Origin of the sequence: Martelella lutilitoris (assembly GCF_016598595.1) — a bacterium.
GTDB lineage: Bacteria > Pseudomonadota > Alphaproteobacteria > Rhizobiales > Rhizobiaceae > Martelella > Martelella lutilitoris_A.
In genome coordinates this window covers 106,931-124,934 of sequence record NZ_CP066788.1, presented here as the reverse complement: position 1 = coordinate 124,934, position 18,004 = coordinate 106,931, and the positions used below count along the sequence as shown (strand labels likewise).

General features: G+C 61.6%; 15 protein-coding genes. 2 read left to right on the top strand and 13 right to left on the bottom strand.

The features are described from left to right. Window positions 1–40 precede the first annotated feature (40 nt). Window positions 41–466, top strand: coding sequence for a RidA family protein (locus JET14_RS22125; protein ID WP_200338307.1), 426 nt, complete (start codon window positions 41–43; stop codon window positions 464–466). 422 nt (window positions 467–888) lie between these two features. Here the strand turns inward: JET14_RS22125 and JET14_RS22120 are convergent, their stop codons facing one another. The 13 genes from JET14_RS22120 to JET14_RS22060 form a co-directional block, all read right to left on the bottom strand. Then, window positions 889–2,343, bottom strand: a complete 1,455-nt coding sequence (locus tag JET14_RS22120; RefSeq protein ID WP_200338515.1) for an NAD-dependent succinate-semialdehyde dehydrogenase — start codon at window positions 2,341–2,343, stop codon at window positions 889–891. 24 nt (window positions 2,344–2,367) lie between these two features. After that, on the bottom strand, window positions 2,368–3,525 hold the full coding sequence (locus JET14_RS22115; protein WP_200338513.1) for an iron-containing alcohol dehydrogenase: 1,158 nt from the start codon (window positions 3,523–3,525) through the stop codon (window positions 2,368–2,370). Window positions 3,526–3,546: 21 nt separating this feature from the next. After that, window positions 3,547–5,496, bottom strand: a complete 1,950-nt coding sequence (locus JET14_RS22110; RefSeq protein WP_200338511.1) for a hypothetical protein — start codon at window positions 5,494–5,496, stop codon at window positions 3,547–3,549. Then, window positions 5,493–5,918 (bottom strand): hypothetical protein, encoded by a 426-nt coding sequence (locus JET14_RS22105; protein ID WP_200338509.1) that lies wholly within the window; start codon window positions 5,916–5,918, stop codon window positions 5,493–5,495. Before JET14_RS22105 ends, JET14_RS22110 begins: the two co-directional genes overlap by 4 nt. Before the next feature lie 27 nt (window positions 5,919–5,945). Continuing rightward, complete coding sequence (locus JET14_RS22100; protein ID WP_200338507.1) at window positions 5,946–7,685, bottom strand: flotillin family protein; 1,740 nt, start codon at window positions 7,683–7,685, stop codon at window positions 5,946–5,948. Window positions 7,686–7,742: 57 nt separating this feature from the next. Next, entirely contained in the window at window positions 7,743–8,444 is a 702-nt protein-coding gene (locus JET14_RS22095; protein WP_200338505.1) for a bacteriorhodopsin, read from the bottom strand. Between the two features lie 49 nt (window positions 8,445–8,493). Next, a complete protein-coding gene (locus tag JET14_RS22090) occupies window positions 8,494–9,867 on the bottom strand; it encodes an ABC transporter permease (RefSeq protein WP_246750688.1) in 1,374 nt (457 codons plus the stop codon). Continuing rightward, entirely contained in the window at window positions 9,864–11,294 is a 1,431-nt protein-coding gene (locus tag JET14_RS22085) for an ABC transporter permease (RefSeq protein ID WP_200338504.1), read from the bottom strand. Before JET14_RS22085 ends, JET14_RS22090 begins: the two co-directional genes overlap by 4 nt. Then, complete coding sequence (locus JET14_RS22080; RefSeq protein ID WP_246750687.1) at window positions 11,291–13,015, bottom strand: sugar ABC transporter ATP-binding protein; 1,725 nt, start codon at window positions 13,013–13,015, stop codon at window positions 11,291–11,293. Before JET14_RS22080 ends, JET14_RS22085 begins: the two co-directional genes overlap by 4 nt. A gap of 133 nt (window positions 13,016–13,148) precedes the next feature. Next, window positions 13,149–14,318 (bottom strand): ABC transporter substrate-binding protein, encoded by a 1,170-nt coding sequence (locus JET14_RS22075; RefSeq protein ID WP_200338500.1) that lies wholly within the window; start codon window positions 14,316–14,318, stop codon window positions 13,149–13,151. Between the two features lie 126 nt (window positions 14,319–14,444). Then, window positions 14,445–15,215: an AttM family quorum-quenching N-acyl homoserine lactonase gene (gene attM, locus JET14_RS22070; protein WP_200338530.1), complete on the bottom strand. Its 771-nt coding sequence runs from the start codon at window positions 15,213–15,215 to the stop codon at window positions 14,445–14,447. A gap of 223 nt (window positions 15,216–15,438) precedes the next feature. Next, window positions 15,439–16,287: an alpha/beta fold hydrolase gene (locus JET14_RS22065; RefSeq protein ID WP_024708759.1), complete on the bottom strand. Its 849-nt coding sequence runs from the start codon at window positions 16,285–16,287 to the stop codon at window positions 15,439–15,441. A gap of 55 nt (window positions 16,288–16,342) precedes the next feature. After that, window positions 16,343–16,732, bottom strand: coding sequence for a hypothetical protein (locus JET14_RS22060; protein ID WP_200338498.1), 390 nt, complete (start codon window positions 16,730–16,732; stop codon window positions 16,343–16,345). A 187-nt stretch (window positions 16,733–16,919) separates the two neighbouring features. Here JET14_RS22060 and JET14_RS22055 point away from each other — a divergent pair, with 187 nt between their 5' ends. After that, a complete protein-coding gene (locus JET14_RS22055) occupies window positions 16,920–17,720 on the top strand; it encodes an IclR family transcriptional regulator (protein WP_200338496.1) in 801 nt (266 codons plus the stop codon). The last annotated feature ends 284 nt before the right edge of the window (window positions 17,721–18,004 follow it).

Genomic DNA, 18,004 nt, shown 5'->3' with positions numbered 1-18,004 from the left:
TCCTTTGTCTCTATCAACCCCCAACAGAACAGGAAAAACCATGGTCAAGATCACCAAAGTCAAATCCGGCTCCATCTTCGAAACCAAGGAAAGCTATTCGCGCATCGTCTGCGTCGACGACTGGATCTTCGTTTCCAACACCGCCGGCCGCAACTACAAGACCCGCGAAATGTCGACCGATCCGGTGGAGCAGGCCCGCCAGTGCTTCGACAATATCGAGGGCGCGCTGAAGTCCGTCGATTCCTGCCTTGCCGACGTCGTTCAGTCGAAGATCTTCATTCCTTACGTCGAGGATGCCAAGGCGGTGATGGAATATGTCGGCGAGCGCTTCCGCGACATCGATCCGCAGCGCACCGTCACCTGCTCGCCGCTTGGCGCGCCGGACTTCAAGGTCGAGATCGAAGTCACCGCCTATCGCGGCGCCTCCAAAGCCGAAGTCGAGGAAATCACCATCTCGCTCGGCTGAACTGCCGCATACGCCTGGCCGGGCAAGGCTGCATTGACTGCGGTTCGGCCAGTCACGCCATCACCCTTCGGGGGGCGAACGCAGGACAAGCCGATGACTCAAGGCAAGCGCCAATAGGCAGGCGCCGGAGAAGCTGGCGGCCTGATGCGAGACCGTCTTCAGCGACGGCGGCAGGCGGGCGCTGGCCGCCGGGCGGCTGACGCGGTCTTTTGCAGGCAAAGCGGCGGCGATGCGCCATGGATATCAGACACCGGTTCGAACAGCTTCTCGTCGACGCTTAGGCGGGCATACCGCGTCCTTGACGTCTGTTCCGTCTCTCTTCGGACCCGGCGACAGATCGTGAAATGGAGCGCGCCCGGAGGCCAACCTGCCGCCAAGACTCGCAGCTTCGGGCCGACGAGAGCTGCGAGCCATGAAACGCATCAGTCCAGAGCCATGCAGAGATATTTGATCTCCAGGAATTCCTCGATCCCGTACTTGGAACCTTCCCGCCCGAGGCCGGAGGATTTGACGCCGCCAAAGGGCGCTTCGGCGGTCGAGATCAAACCCGTATTGATGCCGAGCATGCCGCTCTCGATCTCCTCGGCCACCTTCCAGACCGTCGAAATGTCGCGCGCGTAAAAATAGGCGGCAAGGCCGAACTCGGTATCATTGGCGAGCCTGATACCTTCATCCACGGTTTTGAAGCTGATCACCGGCGCGACCGGCCCGAAGGTTTCCTCAGCCAGGATTTTCATGCCGGGTTTGACGCCGCCCAGAACCGTGGGCCGGTAGTACGTGCCGCCCAGATCGGACCGGCTGCCGCCCTCGATCACGGTCGCACCCTTCGAAACGGCGTCGGCCACATGATCCTCGACTTTCGCAAGCGCCGCGTCATCGATGAGCGGGCCGATCGCGACCCCTTCGGCCATGCCGTCTCCGACCTTCAGTCCCGTAATTGCCCGGGCCAGCTTTTCGGTAAAGGCATCGGCGATTTCGCTTTGGGCGTAGATTCGGTTTGCGCAGACACAGGTCTGCCCGGCATTGCGGAATTTGGCGATTATCGCGCCCTCGACAGCCTTGTCGAGATCGGCATCGTTGAAGACCAGGAAAGGCGCATTGCCGCCGAGTTCCAGCGAAAGCTTCTTCACATCGTGGGCGCATTGACGCATCAGGATGCGACCCACTTCAGTGGAGCCGGTGAAGGTGAGCTTGCGCACCTTGGGATTGGTGCACAATTCCATGCCCATGCCCTTGGAGTCGGTGCCCGGCAGAATGGACAGCACGCCCTCGGGAATCCCAGCTCTTTCTCCAAGCACCGCCATGGCAAGCGCCGAAAGCGGGGTCTTTTCGGCCGGGCGACCGACAAAGCTGCAGCCGGCGGCAAGTGCCGGGCCGACCTTGCGGGCGATCATCGCATTGGGAAAATTCCATGGCGTGATTGATCCGACAACGCCTATCGGCTGCTTGATGGTGATGATCCGCTTGTCGGGCTGATGGCCGGGAATGACATCGCCATAGATGCGCCGTCCCTCTTCGGCGAACCATTGGATGAAGGAGGCGCCGTAGGCAATCTCACCCCTGGCCTCGGCAAGCGGCTTGCCCATTTCGGCGGTCAGGATTTTCGCCAGATCCTCCTGGTTTTCCAGCAGCAGGCTGTTCCACCGAAGCAGGATCTGCGATCGATCCTTGGCGGTCAGTCGCCGCCAGCGCTTCTGTGCCTCGTAAGCGCGGTCAATCGCCTTGCCGACATCGGCAGCCGGAATATCGGCCACCATGGCAATGCGTTCCCCGGTTGCCGGATTCGTGACGGGAAAGGACTTCTCGGCCTCCACCCACGTGCCGGCGAGAAAGGCGCGATGTTCGAGCAGGCTCGGATCCTGGAGTTGAAGTGACACGGCCGTTCCTTTCCTTGTGAATTATCAGAAAGCCGCGCGGTATATCGAAAGCGCATCGGCTTCCGACAGGGGTCGCGGATTGTTGACGAGAAGTCGGGTCTGGTTCATCGCGTCGGAGGCGAGCTTCGGCAGGATGTCCCGCGGAATCTCCATTGCCCTCAAATTCTGCGGCAGGCCGCAGGCGCGCGAAAGGTCCGCAAGCTTCTCGCAGAAGGCCGCCGCCCGTTCTTGTCCCTCAAATGCCGACAGTTCGGGAAACACGAAAGGTGCAAGCGTGGCATAGGGGCCGGGCGTGGTCACGATGTTGAAACGCAGAACATGCGGCAGAACCAGTGCATTGGAGAGTCCGTGGGGAATGTGAAAGTGCCCCCCAAGCGGATAGGCGAGCGCGTGAACGGCGGCGACTGGCGAATTGGCAAAGGCCTGCCCGGCAAGCATCGACCCCAAGAGCATATCGGACCTTGCTTCGACATCCTTGCCGTCGTGGACCGCTTTCAGAAGCGAACGCCCCATCAACGTCAGCGCCTGCGTCGCCAGCATGCGCGACAGCGGGTTGTTGTTGGGGCTGGCCGAGGCGAAGGCCTCGATGGCATGAACCATCGCATCGATCCCCGTCGCAGCCGTGATGTGCGGCGGCAGGCCATAGGTCAGCGCCGGATCAAGGAGCGCGACATCGGGAAGGAGCACCGGCGAGACGACGCCCATCTTCTCGCTGGCGCCGGTCGTGACGATGGAAATCGGCGTGACCTCCGAACCGGTACCGGCGGTTGTCGGCACGAGTATCAGCGGCAGGCGCGGACCGCGCGCCTTGCCGACGCCGTATACATCCGCGAGCGTTTCGGTTCCCGGCGCCAGCAGCGCGACAAGCTTGGCAACATCGAGCGACGATCCTCCGCCAAGCCCGACGATGCCCTCAACGCCTGCCGAACGGGCGGCCGCGACCGCCCCGAGCACCACATGTTCCGGCGGATCGGCTTCAACGTCCTTGAACAGTTCGACCGTGATGCCGCCGTCGCGAAACTGCTTCAGCGCTCTCTCCACCATGCCCGTTGCCATCATTCCGGGATCGGTCACGAGCATGATGCGGTCGCCGACCTGCGCGCCGACCAGTTCGGCCAGTTCATCAAAAGTGCCAGTGCCGAACCTGATCGACTTGGCCGTGTTGAATACAAATCTATCCATCGTTTATCTCCAAAACCGGCCTCAACCGCCGAAACTGAATGCAATAAGGACAACCAGAGCGAAGCTGACGGCTCCGGTTATGACCAGGATACCGAGCCGCTCCCGCTCGGCCCGGCTTTGATCCGGCCGAAGGCGCGGCGGCGGTTCATAGGGCGGTATTTCGACGGTAACCGGGCTTGCCATCTCCATTTTATAGCTGAGGAACCAGGCGAGCCCGACGCCGAGTATCCAGGCGGCGAGCGCCCAGGCCCAAAGCGAAGGCATGCCGAGAAGCCAGACCGGGGCAGCAGAGTCCCCGCCGGTGAAGGCGGTGTTGCCGAAGATCAGCCCCGGCCCGACGGCAAGGAAAAACCAGGCAAGGACAGCCGACCAGGCAAAAGCACGAAACCGGCGGGCCTCGCCGCCCGACGCCAGAAGCGTTGCATAGAGTTTGCGGACCTCGCGGGCCTCCTCGCAAAGCGCATTGCGGTTTGTGATCGCCGAAATGATCAGGACTGCGGTAACATTGGCGGCCATGCCCCAGACGGCGGAATGGATCGTCCACGGCCAGCGCCCCCAGGGCAGCTCCAGCCCCAGGAACGAGAGTAGCTGATAGCCGAGCGGCTCCGTCAGCACGACGCCGGCAAGACCGAACCCGACGCCGATAACGGCAGCGGGACGCGTGATCCAGCCAAGCCATGTCACGCCGAGCATCGGAACCCAGAGCTGAAACGCAGCGGGCAAGGCCAGGCCAGCGAGCGCCGACACGGTAACCGGGGTCAGATTCTGCATCACCAGGGCCGCCACGGTGAGTACGGCGATCACCACGCGGGTGAGCGTGATTGTCGCCCGCTGACCGAGCGCCGCATTGAAATACGGCTTGTAGAGATGGCGCACCAGTGTCTCGCCGGCCACAAACAGGGAGAGGCCGGCCAAGAGCTGGACGCCGGCGCCGATGCCGATGAAGATCCAGGCCGCAAACCAGGGCGAAGAAACCTGCATAGCGTCCAGCAGCGGCACCAGCCTGAGAGCGGGATCGAGCAGGCCGGCCAGGCCGGCGATCGCGATCGCGAAAATGATCAATGCACCGAAGAAACCGGCTGTGACCCAGGTCTGCCCGGCGGCAAAACCGTTCGGCGAGCGCGTCGAAAGCACCACCTTGAGCACCAACGGGCTGGCCTGAAACCCCATCAGCGCGAAAGCGAGGCTGAGATTGGCGATGGCTGTGTGCGACGTTGCCGCGTCACCGCCGCGGCCAAGCCCGCCGGTAAAACGAATAATGCCGTCGACGCTGAAAAACCGGGCATTCTCCGGCGACATCGCAAGTTGATAGAGATTGGCATTGAGCGCAGCAAAGCCGCCGCTCCACGAAAGCGCAAAACCCGCCAGCGCAACAATGGCGCAAAAAACCAGCGCCGCCTGAATGAAGCCGAAATAGCCGAGCGCGCGCATGCCGCCGATGCCGACCCCTGCAAACAGAACGAAGCCGAAAACGGTGCTGGCCACGAGCGGCGACAGCGCGCCGCCGCTCAAAACCGACGCGATACTGGCAAAAGCCCTGATCTGCAGGCCGGAAAATCCGATGGCGAACAGAACCGCCACCAGAGCGACGACGGCAACGAGAAACGGACTTTGAAAATAGGCCCGGAAGATCTCGGCCTGAGACGATACCCGCAATCGTTCCGCGGCAAACCACACCCGTTTGAAGAACACGATGCCGGGGAGCGCGACCAGCACGCCGCCGACGAGATAGACCGGCATCGAGAACCCGTCGTCACTGATGGCGCCGCCCGCGCCGAGCACGAACCATGCGGCAAGGCTGGCGCCGGCAATCACCAGCGCCGAGAGCCAGGGCGCCAGGGAGTGGGCGGCGGAGAAGAAGCCCCCGTCCCCGGCATTCATGCGCGCGGAGACGCGTACCCAGTGCAGCATCACGGCGATATAGAGAAGGCTGCAAAGCGGAAACCAGACGGATTCGGAAATGCTGCTCATCGAGGCTCATTCCCGCTTTCCGCCGGTTTGAAGTGGAAGCGCGAGAAAGCCCCCCTCAGCCCGTGCCGCGTTGATAGATAGAGGAGAAAGCCGCAGACGAGCACGCCGAAAAGCGTGAGCCCTGACCAGTAATCGACAGCTGTCAGACCGCCATCAAGCCATGCCGCGATGAAGACGAGCGCAAGCACGCCGAAGGCGCCGATGCCGAGCGTAGCCTCGCCGGCGGAAAAGCCACAATCGCTCACCGCGTTGATGACGATATGGATCGCGAAGGTGACGACGACCAGGGCGACGCCCGCCAGCGACAGGAGGTAGGAATCGCGTGCAAGACCCTCCAGAAAAAACGCAAGAGCGGAAAAGCCCGACGTCGCCCATGCGGCAAAGACCAGAAGATTTCGCTCAACCTTCGCATGTCCCGACATTTAAAAACTCCGGTTCTGCAGCCTTGGTCAGTGCCTGTCGGCAGGATTGGACGGTGCTTTGGCGCCGCCGCCCGGCAATTTTCTGCTGGCATCGGCCTCCTGCTGTTCCGGCGTCGTGTAGACCATCTTGGAAAGATCCTGCAGCGCGAGGGTGCGATGGACCGCATCACCGCTGAGGCCGATCTCGTTCAGAAGCTGGTCGACAAACGGCGCCTGCGAGCGATAGCGCAACGCCGAGGAGACGACCTGATCAGCGAGATTGCCGTCGCGCGGCTGCCCTGCCCCGTCGCCATCCCTGCCGCCGCCTTCGCCGCCGGCCGCAGCGGAGCGGCCGCCGCCCGCGTCGCCGCCGGAAAAGCCGGGCAATCCGTCGACATGAAGGATCTTGATGCCCTCGATCTTCTCCATCGGCTTTACGCTTTCGCGAATGATTGCGGGCAGGTTCTCGACCAGCGACTTGTGCAGGCTGCTGCGGCGGCTGGCATCGGTTCTGAGATTCTCGGCTTCGTTGAGCTTCTGCTTGCCCTCGGCCTCGACCGCATAGCGTTCCGCCATGGCAGCCACCGTGATGCGCTCCGCTTCGGCGCGATCCTTGGCCGCCTCCTTTTCCGCCTCGGCGAGAATGCGCAGACGCGTACCCTCCGATTCCGCGCGTTTTTGCGCTTCGATCAGCTCGATCGACTTCTGGCGGTTGGCGATTTCGGTGTCGCGGATGGTCTGGACGCGTTCCTGCGCCTCGATCATCCTGGCGCGGGCGGCCTCTGCCTCGGCCTGCGCTTCCGAGCGTTCTTTCGATTTCGCGGAAACGGCGATTTCACGCATCTGGTCTTCTAGCTGGAGCGTTTCCTTGCGCTTGATTTCGATGCGCTCGAGCTCCTGCTCCATGGCAATGCGCGCGCGCTCGACAGCTTCGCGTTCCTTGATCTTGACGGCCTCGATCTCACGCTCGCGCGCTGCGTTCTCGCTGGCGATCTCGGTCTTGCGTTGGGCCCGCTGGACGGCGACCTCCATTTCATGACTGAGACGCGCATATTCGGTGTCGCGCTGGATCTCGAGAGAGCGCTTCTCCGCCTCAAGGTTCTTCAGTCGCACCGCGATCATCGTGTCCTTCTCGATGTCATTGCGCTTCTTCTTGCGGCTTTCGATCTGCTCGGTCAGGATCGTCAGGCCTTCCGCATCAAAGGTGTTCGACGGGTCGAACAGCGAAATATCGGTCTGGTCGAGCGAGGTCAGCGAAACCGATTCCAGCTCCAGGCCGTCAAGCGCAAGGCTTTCGGCCACTTCCCGGCGAACTTCCTTGACGAAGTCCATGCGGTTTTCGTGGATGTGCTCCAGCGTCATCTTCGCAGCCGCTCCGCCCATCGCATCGATGAAGCGACCCTGAATGAGATCCTTCAGCTCTTCTGCGTGCATGGTGCGGTTTCCGAGAGAGCGCGCGGCTGTTGCCACCGCGTCGTTATCGGGGTGAACGCGGACATAGAATTCCACTGTCAGCTCGACCCGCATCCGGTCCTTCGTAATCAAGGACTTCTCACGCGCCCGGATGATTTCCAGACGCAGCGTGTTCATATTGACCTCGGTGAGATCGTGAAGGATCGGCAGGACCAGCGCGCCGCCGCCCATCACCACCTTCTCGCCGCCGAAGCCGGTGCGCACGAACGAGATGTCCTTGGTCGACCGGCGATAGAGCCAGTGCAGAAGATAGGCGCAGACCGCGATGACGATCGCCGCCAGGATGATGATTGCAATAATGTCTGCGCCCTTCATTGGAACATCCCTTCACAGGTTAACAGGATTGAGCGGTTGCGGTCGGCATCGAAGAAATCAGTCATCAGCGGTCTCTCCAGCATCCATCATCGCGACAGCGAGGACGGCGACGCCAAACGCCATCCGGTTTAGGAAATCGGCAATGTTGTAGGCCACCGAAAGCGCTCCGGTGTCGATGTAGCCGCCAAAGGACGTGATGAAATTGCCGAGCGGATAGATTGCCCAACCCACCGTCACGATCAGCCTGAGCCAGAAATAGCCGCGCTGCACGGCCGGCTTCCGAGAATCGCGAACCGCCTCGTCCATGCGGCCGAAAAACAACTCGCCCAGAATATACAGCCAGAACACGAGCCCGATGAGAAAGGCGAGCGTGGCATGCATCAGCCCGGCTTCCCCAAGATAGCGCACGAACACCATCAGCACGGACACGACGACAAGTCGCCAGAACAGGCCCATGCCCAGCTTGGCGGTGCGGCCGGCGAAGAAATAGAGAGCCAGCACTTGCAGCGGCATCGAGATCGCCCAGCCGACATAGTGGTAGACCACCGGAACGGACTGGGCGACGGACCAGGCCTCGCGCGCCTGGAAGACGGCGAGTGTGCCCACCAGCGCGGCAAGCGCGCACAAGGCAACCGGCAGTTTCCAGGCAGGCCTGACCCAGCCCGTGCCCAGCAGCAACAGCGCCGCGGTGGCGACCAGACCCAACAGCGCGGTCGAATAGCTCGCCGCCGTCAGATCCGCCGTTTCGAAAACTGCCATCTTACCCTCTCCCATCACGAAACCTGGTTCTGTTCATCATCAAGCCTCCCTAGATCTGCGTCCTGATGTGCGGCGAGCGCGCGTAGAGCGCCACCATCGGCAGGATCAGCAGACCGAAAATGAATTGTTGCCATTCGAAATCGAGGCCAATGCCCACGAGGAAAGAGGACAGCACCTGCAGCACCAATACGCCGATCACGGTGAAGCCGTAGCCACCCTGCCCGCCGATCAGCGAGGTTCCGCCGACCACGACCGCGGCAAGGGTCAGGAACAGATATTGATCGCCCACGCTGATGAAGCCGCCACCCGACCAGCCGAGCAGCAGACAGCCGGTCAGCGCTGCGAAGAAGCCGGAAAGCGCGTACATCATCACCCAGTAGACCGGTTCGGAGATCATCACGCGTTTGGCCGATGTGCGGTTGACGCCCAGCGCATAGAGAAAACGGCCATAGACGGTGTAGCGCATGCCCGCGATCAGAATCACGGCGACCACGGCCCAGATGGCGATGACCGGCGGGAAAGGCAGGCCGAAGGTCGTGCCGTTCATCGCCGCCAGATTGGAGAGCCAGTCAGGCACCGTGCCGAACACATTGCCGCCATAGGCCGTGCCGATCGAGGTCAGTATCTGCACGCCGCCGGAGATGGCAAATCCCGTGCCAAGCGTGACGATCAGCGCCTGGCCCTGAAGACGGAAGCTGAGGAAACCATTGATCAAGCCGAGCAGAATGCCAGCGGCGAGCACGATCAGCATCGCAAGCCATGGCGGCAGGCCGAGCGCGATCAGATACATCAATCCGACATTGGCAGCGCCGATGATGAACGGAATGGACAGATCGAGCCCGCCGAGCAATGCCACCAGCGTCTGGCCCACCGAGGCGATGCCGAGGAACGAAGCAAACAGCAGCATCGACCTGATATTGCTGCCCGAGGCAAACCCCTCGATGTTCATTGCGCCGATCGAGAACAGGCCGGAGAGCACCATGATGCCGATGAATGCCGATCGGTTTTCCTGAAAGAAGCGGCCCAGCGTGCGCGTCAGCACCACGATCGTCAGAAGAATGAGCAGCGATATGACGTTCCAGATATTGAAAAACGTCTCGATGGTCAGCGACAGCGCCAGGAAAATCCCGCAGATGACCAGAAAGCCGTAGACGGCCGGCCGAAACTGCTGCCAGACCTGCCGCAATTCGGACGGCTGGCCCTCCGTTTCGCCCGTCTTTTCGCGTTCGAACTGGCCGAGAACAAACCGCCAGCCCCAGGTAAAGGCTGCCATGGTGGCGATGGCGGCCAGAATGATCATCTGCACCGAAAGCCCCTGCATGAAGCCGAAGACGACGCCGACAACAGTCAGGACGAGACCGATTGCAAGGCCAAGAATGGTGGCCGGAAGACCCAGCCGGGGCGTCGAACCGGTCATGCTCATCGCGGTTCCTCCACCTCGACACCGGCGCGGCCCGCCGCAACCCCTTCACGCATCAGCCATGCGCCGAGCAGAACCATCAACGCGATCACCACTGCGGCGACAGGCGCAATCCTGCGGCGGTCGGACTGGTTGAAGGCCGTGCGGACGAAGAAGGCGATGACGGCGAACAGCAGGGCGGCGAGCACGAACGGCGCGGCCTGATTGCGAAGCGCGATTGTCTGCGTATCCGGTCGGGCAACCTCAAGCGGCGCAACGTAGAGCGCCTCCGGCGCGATCGGCGCAAGAGGACCGGCAACCGATGCTTCGACCTCAGCGGGATCGCGAACGGGGCCGTCATTCGTCGCATGCAGTATGACGCCAAGCGCCACGACACTGAGTGCCACAAAATAAAGAAGCGGCGAGAAATTATGGATATGGCGCTGAATGAAGGGGATGATCAGTGTGAGCAGCAGCGAGATCACCAGGATCGAACCATAGGCGAGATTGGTGACGAAGCTCTGCACCGCGCCGAAATTGAAGGTCGCGAGAACGAAGGTGATCAAGTAGAGGTTCGCCGCGCCAAGGAAAGAGCCGAAAGCGCTGGCCCGTCCGCCGGCAAGCGATGCCCCGCCAAGGACCAGCGCCGTGACGGCGATCAGCGTGTAGGTGGTGCCCTGAGAGGGATCGCCGGAGGAAATCAGCGCCGTGAACGCTATCGCTGCCAATCCCGCGAAAGCGCCCGAAATCAGATGGGCGCCGATCCGCACGACGGTGATTGGCACGCCGCTGGTATAGGCGGCGCGTTCGTCCGAGCCCATCAGCCGCAGGTGCGTGAAGAAGGCGGTGCGCGAGAACAGGCCCCAGGCAATGGTGGCAAGCACAAGAATGGCGAGGACGGGGGAGAAGATCGTGGTGCCAAGCCCCCAGTCGGCCATGAATTGCGGCGCCATGCCGCCCGGGCGCGGCAAGATCACGAGATTGATGCCGGAAAGCGCCAGATAGCCGGACAGGGAAACGATGATCGGCTGGACCCGGACGTAGATTACGATAAGCGCGAAAATGAACTGGTAAAGCGCGCCGGTCAGAATGGCGTAGACGAAGATCGTGATCGGACTGCCGATAACGCCTGCGCCATGAAGCTGGATGAGCGTGACATTGATGAAGCCGATCAGCGGGCCGATCGACAGATCGACAGTGCCCCGACCGGAGATCACCGAGGCCATCAGCGCGTAGGTCGCCAGTATCAGCGGCGTGGCCACAATGATGGCGCTGCCGATGCCATTGCTGCTCATCAGGTTCGGCGCGCGCAACACCGCAAGACCGAGCAGCGCGAAGAACATGGTGATCGGAACCAGAAGAAACGGATTTGCACGCCCGCCCTGCGCCTGCCCGGCGACAGCGCGATCGGATACGGTTTCCGTCCTGGTATTGGTGAGCGCGTTGTTCATCGGCCAAGGCTTCTGGCTTGGCCGCTCTCGGCATCGAATTCGATGATCCGGATGGGTTTGCGAAACGGTGCGGGCGGCGGGCGATCGGCGGCTTCGTGCGCGGCGTCATCAGCGGCCGCCGGGACAAGCGCTGTTTCGACGGCGGCATGGCCGCGCGCTTCCGCCGTCGGCTGGAGCGCCGGCGATGGCCGGTCTGACCCTTCGGGTTTCTGCCCCTCGGGCATGGCCAGTCCGCTTCCGTCGGTCTGGCCGAACATCGCCTCAAGCACCTTTTGCGGCTCGAGCGTCCGCCCGTCAAAGGCATCAAAGGGGCGGCCGTCGCGGAACACGATCACGCGGGTGGCAAAGCCTACGAATTCCTCCAGCTCCGAAGACATGTAGACGACCGATTTTCCGTCCTCCGCGAAGGCTCTGAGATGTTTGTAGAGTTCGTTCTTGGCGCCGACATCGATCCCGCGCGCGGGATCGTTGAGCACGATGATATCGGGCCGCATGGCAAACCCCCGTCCGATCAGCACTTTCTGCTGATTGCCGCCGGAAAGGGAGGTTATGCGATCCTCGCGCGCGCCAAACTTGATCAACAGGTTTTCGGCCTCACGCTTGAAAACCGCCGAGAGCGTCTGCCTGTCGATGATGCCCAGAAATCCGCCGCGCTTCTTTTCCCGGTAGAGTGGCATCACCATGTTTTCGAAGATCGAGAGCGAGGCGAAGATGCCTTCGCGCTTGCGGTCGCCCGATACATAGGCGACCCGCCCCTTGACCGCGTCGGCAAGTCCGAAAACCGCCTGAAGCCTGCCGTCGCGGTCGGCGACCTGGACAAGCCCGCTGCGCGGCGGCTCGACTCCGGCCAACGCGCGGACGAAATCGTCCTGCCCCTGGCCGTCGAGGCCGGCGATGCCGACGATTTCTCCGCGCCGCAGATGGAAATCGAACGGCGCCGTCCCGTCCCAAAGCGTGATGCGCTCGGCTAAAAGGGCAAGCCGGTCGTCCCGCGGTCGCGGCGCCTCCTGATGATGGCCGCTGCCGGCGGTCTCATCGCCGGTCATCAGCGCCAGGAGGTTCTTTTCGGTGATCTCATGCTTTTCCAGCACGCCGACATCGCAGCCATCGCGCAACACCGTCGCACGATCGGAAATGCGGATCAGTTCGGCAATGCGGTGAGTGACGATCAGAACCGTCGCGCCGGCATCGCGCAGCGCCCGCATCTTGGCGAAAAGCCGCTCGGTACTGTCGAAGTCGAGCGCCGCGGAGCTCTCGTCCAGGATCAGGACTTTCGGTTCGCTGACCAGCGCACGGGCAATCGTGATCCACTGTTTCAGGCCAAGCGGCAGCGTTCCCGCAATGGCGAAGGGATCGACGGGCTCTCCGGAAAGGTCGAGCATCAGCTCGGCAGCGCGGGCAACCTTGCGCTCCTGGGAGAGAACCTTGGAAAAGAGCGCGTCCGCGCCCATGAATATATTGTCGACGACCGTGCTCTCATCGGCGACCAGCACCTCCTGATAGACGGTCGAGATGCCGAGCGCCCGGCTTTCCGCCGGCGTCGTCGGGGTTTCGCCGAGAATCGAGACCGAGCCGCTGTCAAAGGGAAGCACGCCCGACACCACTTTCGCCATGGTGCTCTTGCCGCAACCATTGCCGCCGACGATGGCGTGAATCTCGCCTGCCCGCGCCGAAAAGCTCGCGCCGTTCAGGGCACGGGTCGGTCCAAAAAACTTCTTCACGTTGCGCACCGCGATCGTTTCCTGACCGTGGGATGTTGGTGATATCTCGGCTTCTGGGCGCAGCATGGCGATCGTATCCCGGTGAAATCTCAAGACGCTTGAGGCCGCCGACAGTGGCCGGCGGCCTTCTGCATCAGGGCTTGTATGCTGTCGGATCGGCGGGCTTCATGAAGAAGTCGTTCAGATAGGCCTGCGAGCCCCAGTTGTCCTTGCCGACATTGAGCCAGGCCTGGCTGTTCTCGTCGCAATCCTCCGGAAGGATTTTCGCGACGTCCTCATAGGTCAGCACGACAGGATCGACGAGAACGGACTGGATCTTCGGTCCCTGCCCCTGCAGCGTGCGCATCATGACATCCCAGATCAGCTGGACATCATCGCCCGGCGGCCAGGTCTGAACGGCGGCGTCAATCAGGTCCGGATTCTTGCGCCAGGTGCAAAGCGCGCCCAGTTCGCCGCCGACGGTGACCTTGACGCCGGTGCGACCGGACTGTTTGAGCGCCCGCAGAACACCCATTTCAGCCGCGGACTGGACGGCGATGGCATCAAGCTTGCCCGGATGAGTGGCCAGCCATTTCTGCACTTCTCCCTGTGCGATCTGGTCGGTCCACATGCCTGCGACCGAGCCGACGATCTTGATGCCCGGCGCGGTGGCAAGCCCCGCTTTCACGCCGCGATCCTGACTGTCGGAACCGGACGTGCCGGGGATGCCTTCGACGATCAGGACATTGCCCTCTCCGCCCAGTTCCTCTGCCAGGCGCTTGCCGATCTCGAAGCCCGCAACCTGGTAGTTGACCGAGGAATTCATTGCCGAAGGGGCTGTCAGATAGCCCGTCATCGAGAACACCGGCACACCCTTGTCATAGGCATATTGTACGGTCTGGTTGAGCGCGGTGGGATTGGAGCAGCACACGAAAATGGCGTCGACGCCCTGGTCGACAAGCTGGCGCATCTGCTGGATCTGCGTCGAGTCACTCAGGTTGGACTGCGTGATCACAACGTCGCTGATCAGGCCGAGTTCCTTCCATTTCGGAATGATCTCGTTCTGGAGTTCGTCCATCGCCCCGGCACGCCACGTGTTGCCGGCATAAGACGACGCATAGCCGATTTTCCACGGCGGCGGGTTCTTCGCCTTGAAATCCTGCAACGGGCTTGCGGCCACCGGCTGCGCCGGGTCCAGCATGTCGGGATTGTAAAGGCGTTTGGCGACATCCGGATTGATAGAATCGACGCCGTCGGCATGTGCAAAAGCCGCACAGGACGCGGCCATGCCAACGGCAATTGCCAGGGTTCTCAAAAAAGTCATCGGTTCCTCCTCTTCGAAAGCACAGACCACCTGTGCGGCAGTTCAACGGAAACAGGCCGGCTCTTCCTTACTGGCCGCCGGCCGCGGCCTTGCAGTCACTCCCACCGGGCCCGGCCCGAAGTCCGCTCAGTCATAAAAGTCGTGCGGCGCCTTCAAAAAGGTCTGCCAGTTGTCGGGATCGTGTCCCGTAACCACCATCGCATTCGTGTCGCTCGCGATCCGGCGCAGCTTCGCCACGGAATTCGCGGCATCGGCAGACGAATGGACAAGGCCGGGCAATGCCTTGTTTTCCCAGTGGTCGAGCGTGTAGGCAGCATCGATGGTCAGCAGCACCGGCCCGGTTTTCGGCAAGGTGATCAGAAAGGACTGATGCCCCGGCGCATGACCCGGCGTGAAGATCATGCGGACGGCGCCGTCGCCGAACAGATCGTAATTGTCGGTGTATTCCCCGCCGAGGAGCTTCCAGTTGAGGCCGGGCCTGTCGAAGTCGGCGCGGATATAGGCGCCGCGAGCGAACCAGTGCGGGTTGAACGCATAGTCATATTCCGCGCGCTGGCAGATGATCTGCGCGTTCGGAAAGTGACCGATTGCCCCGGTGTGGTCGAGATGGAGATGGGATTGCAGCACGTAGCGGACCGAGCCGGGGTCGACGCCGACCGAGCGGCACTGATCGGCGCAGTTCTCCGAAACCTCCATGACCGGATCATAGGCGTCGACAACCGCGCCCCAATGCGCCCGCTTGTCGATCGCGGCCTCGATCGCATTGCCGCCGTCGATGACGATATTGCCTGCCGGATGCTTGATCAGGAACCACGGAACGGGAATGTCGAAATCGCTCTCCCCCTGGTTCATCTTGATGAACTTGAGCTTGGTCTTCAGAATCCCTGTCTGGAACATATGAAGCTCGATACCCGAGGAACTGCCGCTTCTGCGCCGCGAACGATCGGCGGCAGGCGACCGGATGCCCGGACGCGGTGCGAGACTGCTGGCCGTTCCGCTTCCCGAAAGCGTTTCCGGCCGGGTTTCCCGGCGCTGTCCCTTTTCGTCAAATTCAATGATTTTCATACGAATTTCCCCGACGCGATTTTCTGCTGGCTGCTGTGTCCCGGTGATGCGCGCTTCATGTGCGTTCCTCGATGAGCCGCAGCGCTTCCTTCAAATACACGGCGAAAAGCGGGTAGTTTTCCGACATCGGGAAATGCCCGATATCCTCCATCTCGATATAGATGCCGCCCGGGATCTGCCGCGCGGTGTTCTCCGTCGCATCAGGCGGTGTGAGATAGTCATAGGTGCCGGTCATCATGATCACCGGGCACTGACGGGTATCGATACCGCCAAGTTTGGTCCGGAGGTCATGGTCGACGGAGTAGAAGTAGAGGTCGCCTTTGAAAACCTCGGACCCTTGCGTGTAGTAGTGCCAGGTGAGCCAGCGGTCCTTGTCCGGGCTTTGCGGCGCCATCAGGTCCCATACGCCGGAGGCGCAGACCTGGGCAGCGTTGGCATGCGGATGGCGCCACCAGTCGAGAAAGAAGCCGGGCGCATGCTCTGCGGCCTCGACCGGGATGACCGCGCGGAAACGGTCCGGGTGATGGAGCGCGAGCTGCAAGGCGATATTGCCGCCGAAGGAAGAGCCCATGAAGATCGGATTTTCCAGATCGAGCGCATCGCAAAACGCGGTAATGAAGTTCATATAGTGCTCGGTCGTCAGCCGATATTCTTCCGTCCACCACTCCTTGTTGAGCGGCGGGTCGGACTTGCCGTGACGGGCAAGATCATAGGCAATCACATCGTAGTCGGCCGTAATTTCGCTATCTTCCAGAAGATCGCGCCATTGGTGATTGTGGCAGCCGGCCGTATGCTGGCAGACAAGCGGCACGCCCTCGCCGTTGCGCAGGTAAAAGACCTTGTACTCGTAGCCGTCGACATCAATCGTGACATAACGTCCGATGACAGGCGAATGCTTGGCCATAAAGGGCTCCGTATGTTTCGAAAGCGCACCGGGCGCAACAACAGGGCGCGCCGGCTCAGACCGGCACGCCGACTTTGCGAAGCAGTTCAAACTGAACGGTAAAATTGCGCAGGTTCTGCATGAGGACGAGAAGATTGCCCTCAAGCTTCAGGTCCCGCCGGAAGCTTGCCGACCAGATGCCGTGATACATCGGTTCCGGTATCGGCTTGGCAAATTCGCGCCACGTAGCAGGACCGGCCCGCAAGGCAAAGTCATAGGCATCCATCGGCGCGGGGTCGATATTGATCTCGCTGACCTTGCCGTCGATCATCCGAATGATGATCTTCGCGGTGCCCATGTCCCAAAGGTAAGTACAGGTGAAATAGCGCGCCATCGCGCCGATCGTCCGATCGCCGTCGGACGCTTCCGCGAAACGGATGGCCCAGTCTCTCTTGCTCATCACCATGCGCCCCCTCCCAAAAGCAACATAGCCTGCCCCGTGGGTCGTATCCCGACCCGATCACGATTATGAAATCAGTCCATAATCATGCCCACAGTTCGATATAGTGAACTGTTTTCAGTAGACAGAACAATAATGATCTGTTCTGATGGTTGTCAAGAATGATTTGGAGCGAAACGGCATTTGATTGGCGATGGATCAAGAACAGACAAAACTGGTGCCCGCCGTGGAGCGGGCGACGCGCATACTCGATCTGGTGGCGAGAAACCGAAGCCATCCCAACCTGTCAGATCTCGCGCGCGAGCTTGGAATCGCTAAAAGCTCGGTTCACATGCTGTGCCGCACGCTTGTGGAACTGGGACTGCTGATCCGCCGCCCTGACCAGACCTATCAGCTCGGTCCCCATCTGATGCGCTGGTCGAACGCCTTTATGGAGCAGTCCGACGTGGCCACCGAGTTCGCCTCGATCTGGGACAGGGAAACCGAGCTTCCGGGTGCAACGATTACGCTTACCGTTCTCGAAGGCAACGAAGTGGTCTACATCGCGGCGCGCAATTCGGACATCAGCCATTCGCTTGTCGATTTCCGCGCCGGTATGCGGCTTCCGGCGGCCTTTACCGCGACCGGAAAGGCCTTCCTGAGCCATATGAGCGATTTCGAAGTCAAGAGGATCTATGCGGACGGGCTGCCGCCGCCGCGTACGTCCTCCAGCGTCCAGACCGTGGAGCAGTTGCTCGCGGAACTGCGCGAGACGCGCGAAAGAGGCTACTCCGTCGACAACCAGCAAGTCGCCGAAGGCATTATCTGTTTTGGTGCGTCGGTTCTCGATTCACGCAACTTCCCGATCGCAGGGGTTGCCGTCAGTCTTCGGGCCGACGAGCTCATTGACAGAGAACGCACCATCGCCAATGTCAGGCGTATTGCAACGCGGCTATCCGCCCGCATGGGAGCCGATCTGGAACGGGCAGCGAGCCGGCGTACGAGGGTGGGCTAGCGCATCGGCCGGAGAATCGGAATTGAATTTCGGGAAGCGCGATGCGTCAGTTCAATCGGTTCGAGCGGTCTTTGTGCGTCCGAATGGATAACCTCCTGAAAGCTCGCATCTAGATGTGATATCTCGACGGGTATTGCCGGTCAGGCCCCGGTCGGCGATGTCAGGTTGATCGGCCCGGGTGCGAGCCTGGATCCTTTGAGCGACGCTAGCGCGGTTCCGCCTTTCATGGAGACGCGCACCACTCTACCTATTTGTTTTGACGCATTTTCGCTTAACGTCAGATG

Excerpts from the sequence above, each read along its gene's own strand:
- JET14_RS22125 (WP_200338307.1), top strand. The coding sequence starts at position 41 with ATGGTCAAGATCACCAAAGTCAAATCCGGCTCCATCTTCGAAACCAAG.
- JET14_RS22115 (WP_200338513.1), bottom strand. The coding sequence starts at position 3,525 with ATGGATAGATTTGTATTCAACACGGCCAAGTCGATCAGGTTCGGCACT.
- JET14_RS22110 (WP_200338511.1), bottom strand. The coding sequence starts at position 5,496 with ATGAGCAGCATTTCCGAATCCGTCTGGTTTCCGCTTTGCAGCCTTCTC.
- JET14_RS22105 (WP_200338509.1), bottom strand. The coding sequence starts at position 5,918 with ATGTCGGGACATGCGAAGGTTGAGCGAAATCTTCTGGTCTTTGCCGCA.
- JET14_RS22100 (WP_200338507.1), bottom strand. The coding sequence starts at position 7,685 with ATGAAGGGCGCAGACATTATTGCAATCATCATCCTGGCGGCGATCGTC.
- JET14_RS22095 (WP_200338505.1), bottom strand. The coding sequence starts at position 8,444 with ATGGCAGTTTTCGAAACGGCGGATCTGACGGCGGCGAGCTATTCGACC.
- JET14_RS22090 (WP_246750688.1), bottom strand. The coding sequence starts at position 9,867 with ATGAGCATGACCGGTTCGACGCCCCGGCTGGGTCTTCCGGCCACCATT.
- JET14_RS22085 (WP_200338504.1), bottom strand. The coding sequence starts at position 11,294 with ATGAACAACGCGCTCACCAATACCAGGACGGAAACCGTATCCGATCGC.
- JET14_RS22075 (WP_200338500.1), bottom strand. The coding sequence starts at position 14,318 with ATGACTTTTTTGAGAACCCTGGCAATTGCCGTTGGCATGGCCGCGTCC.
- attM (WP_200338530.1), bottom strand. The coding sequence starts at position 15,215 with ATGTTCCAGACAGGGATTCTGAAGACCAAGCTCAAGTTCATCAAGATG.
- JET14_RS22065 (WP_024708759.1), bottom strand. The coding sequence starts at position 16,287 with ATGGCCAAGCATTCGCCTGTCATCGGACGTTATGTCACGATTGATGTC.
- JET14_RS22060 (WP_200338498.1), bottom strand. The coding sequence starts at position 16,732 with ATGGTGATGAGCAAGAGAGACTGGGCCATCCGTTTCGCGGAAGCGTCC.
- JET14_RS22055 (WP_200338496.1), top strand. The coding sequence starts at position 16,920 with ATGGATCAAGAACAGACAAAACTGGTGCCCGCCGTGGAGCGGGCGACG.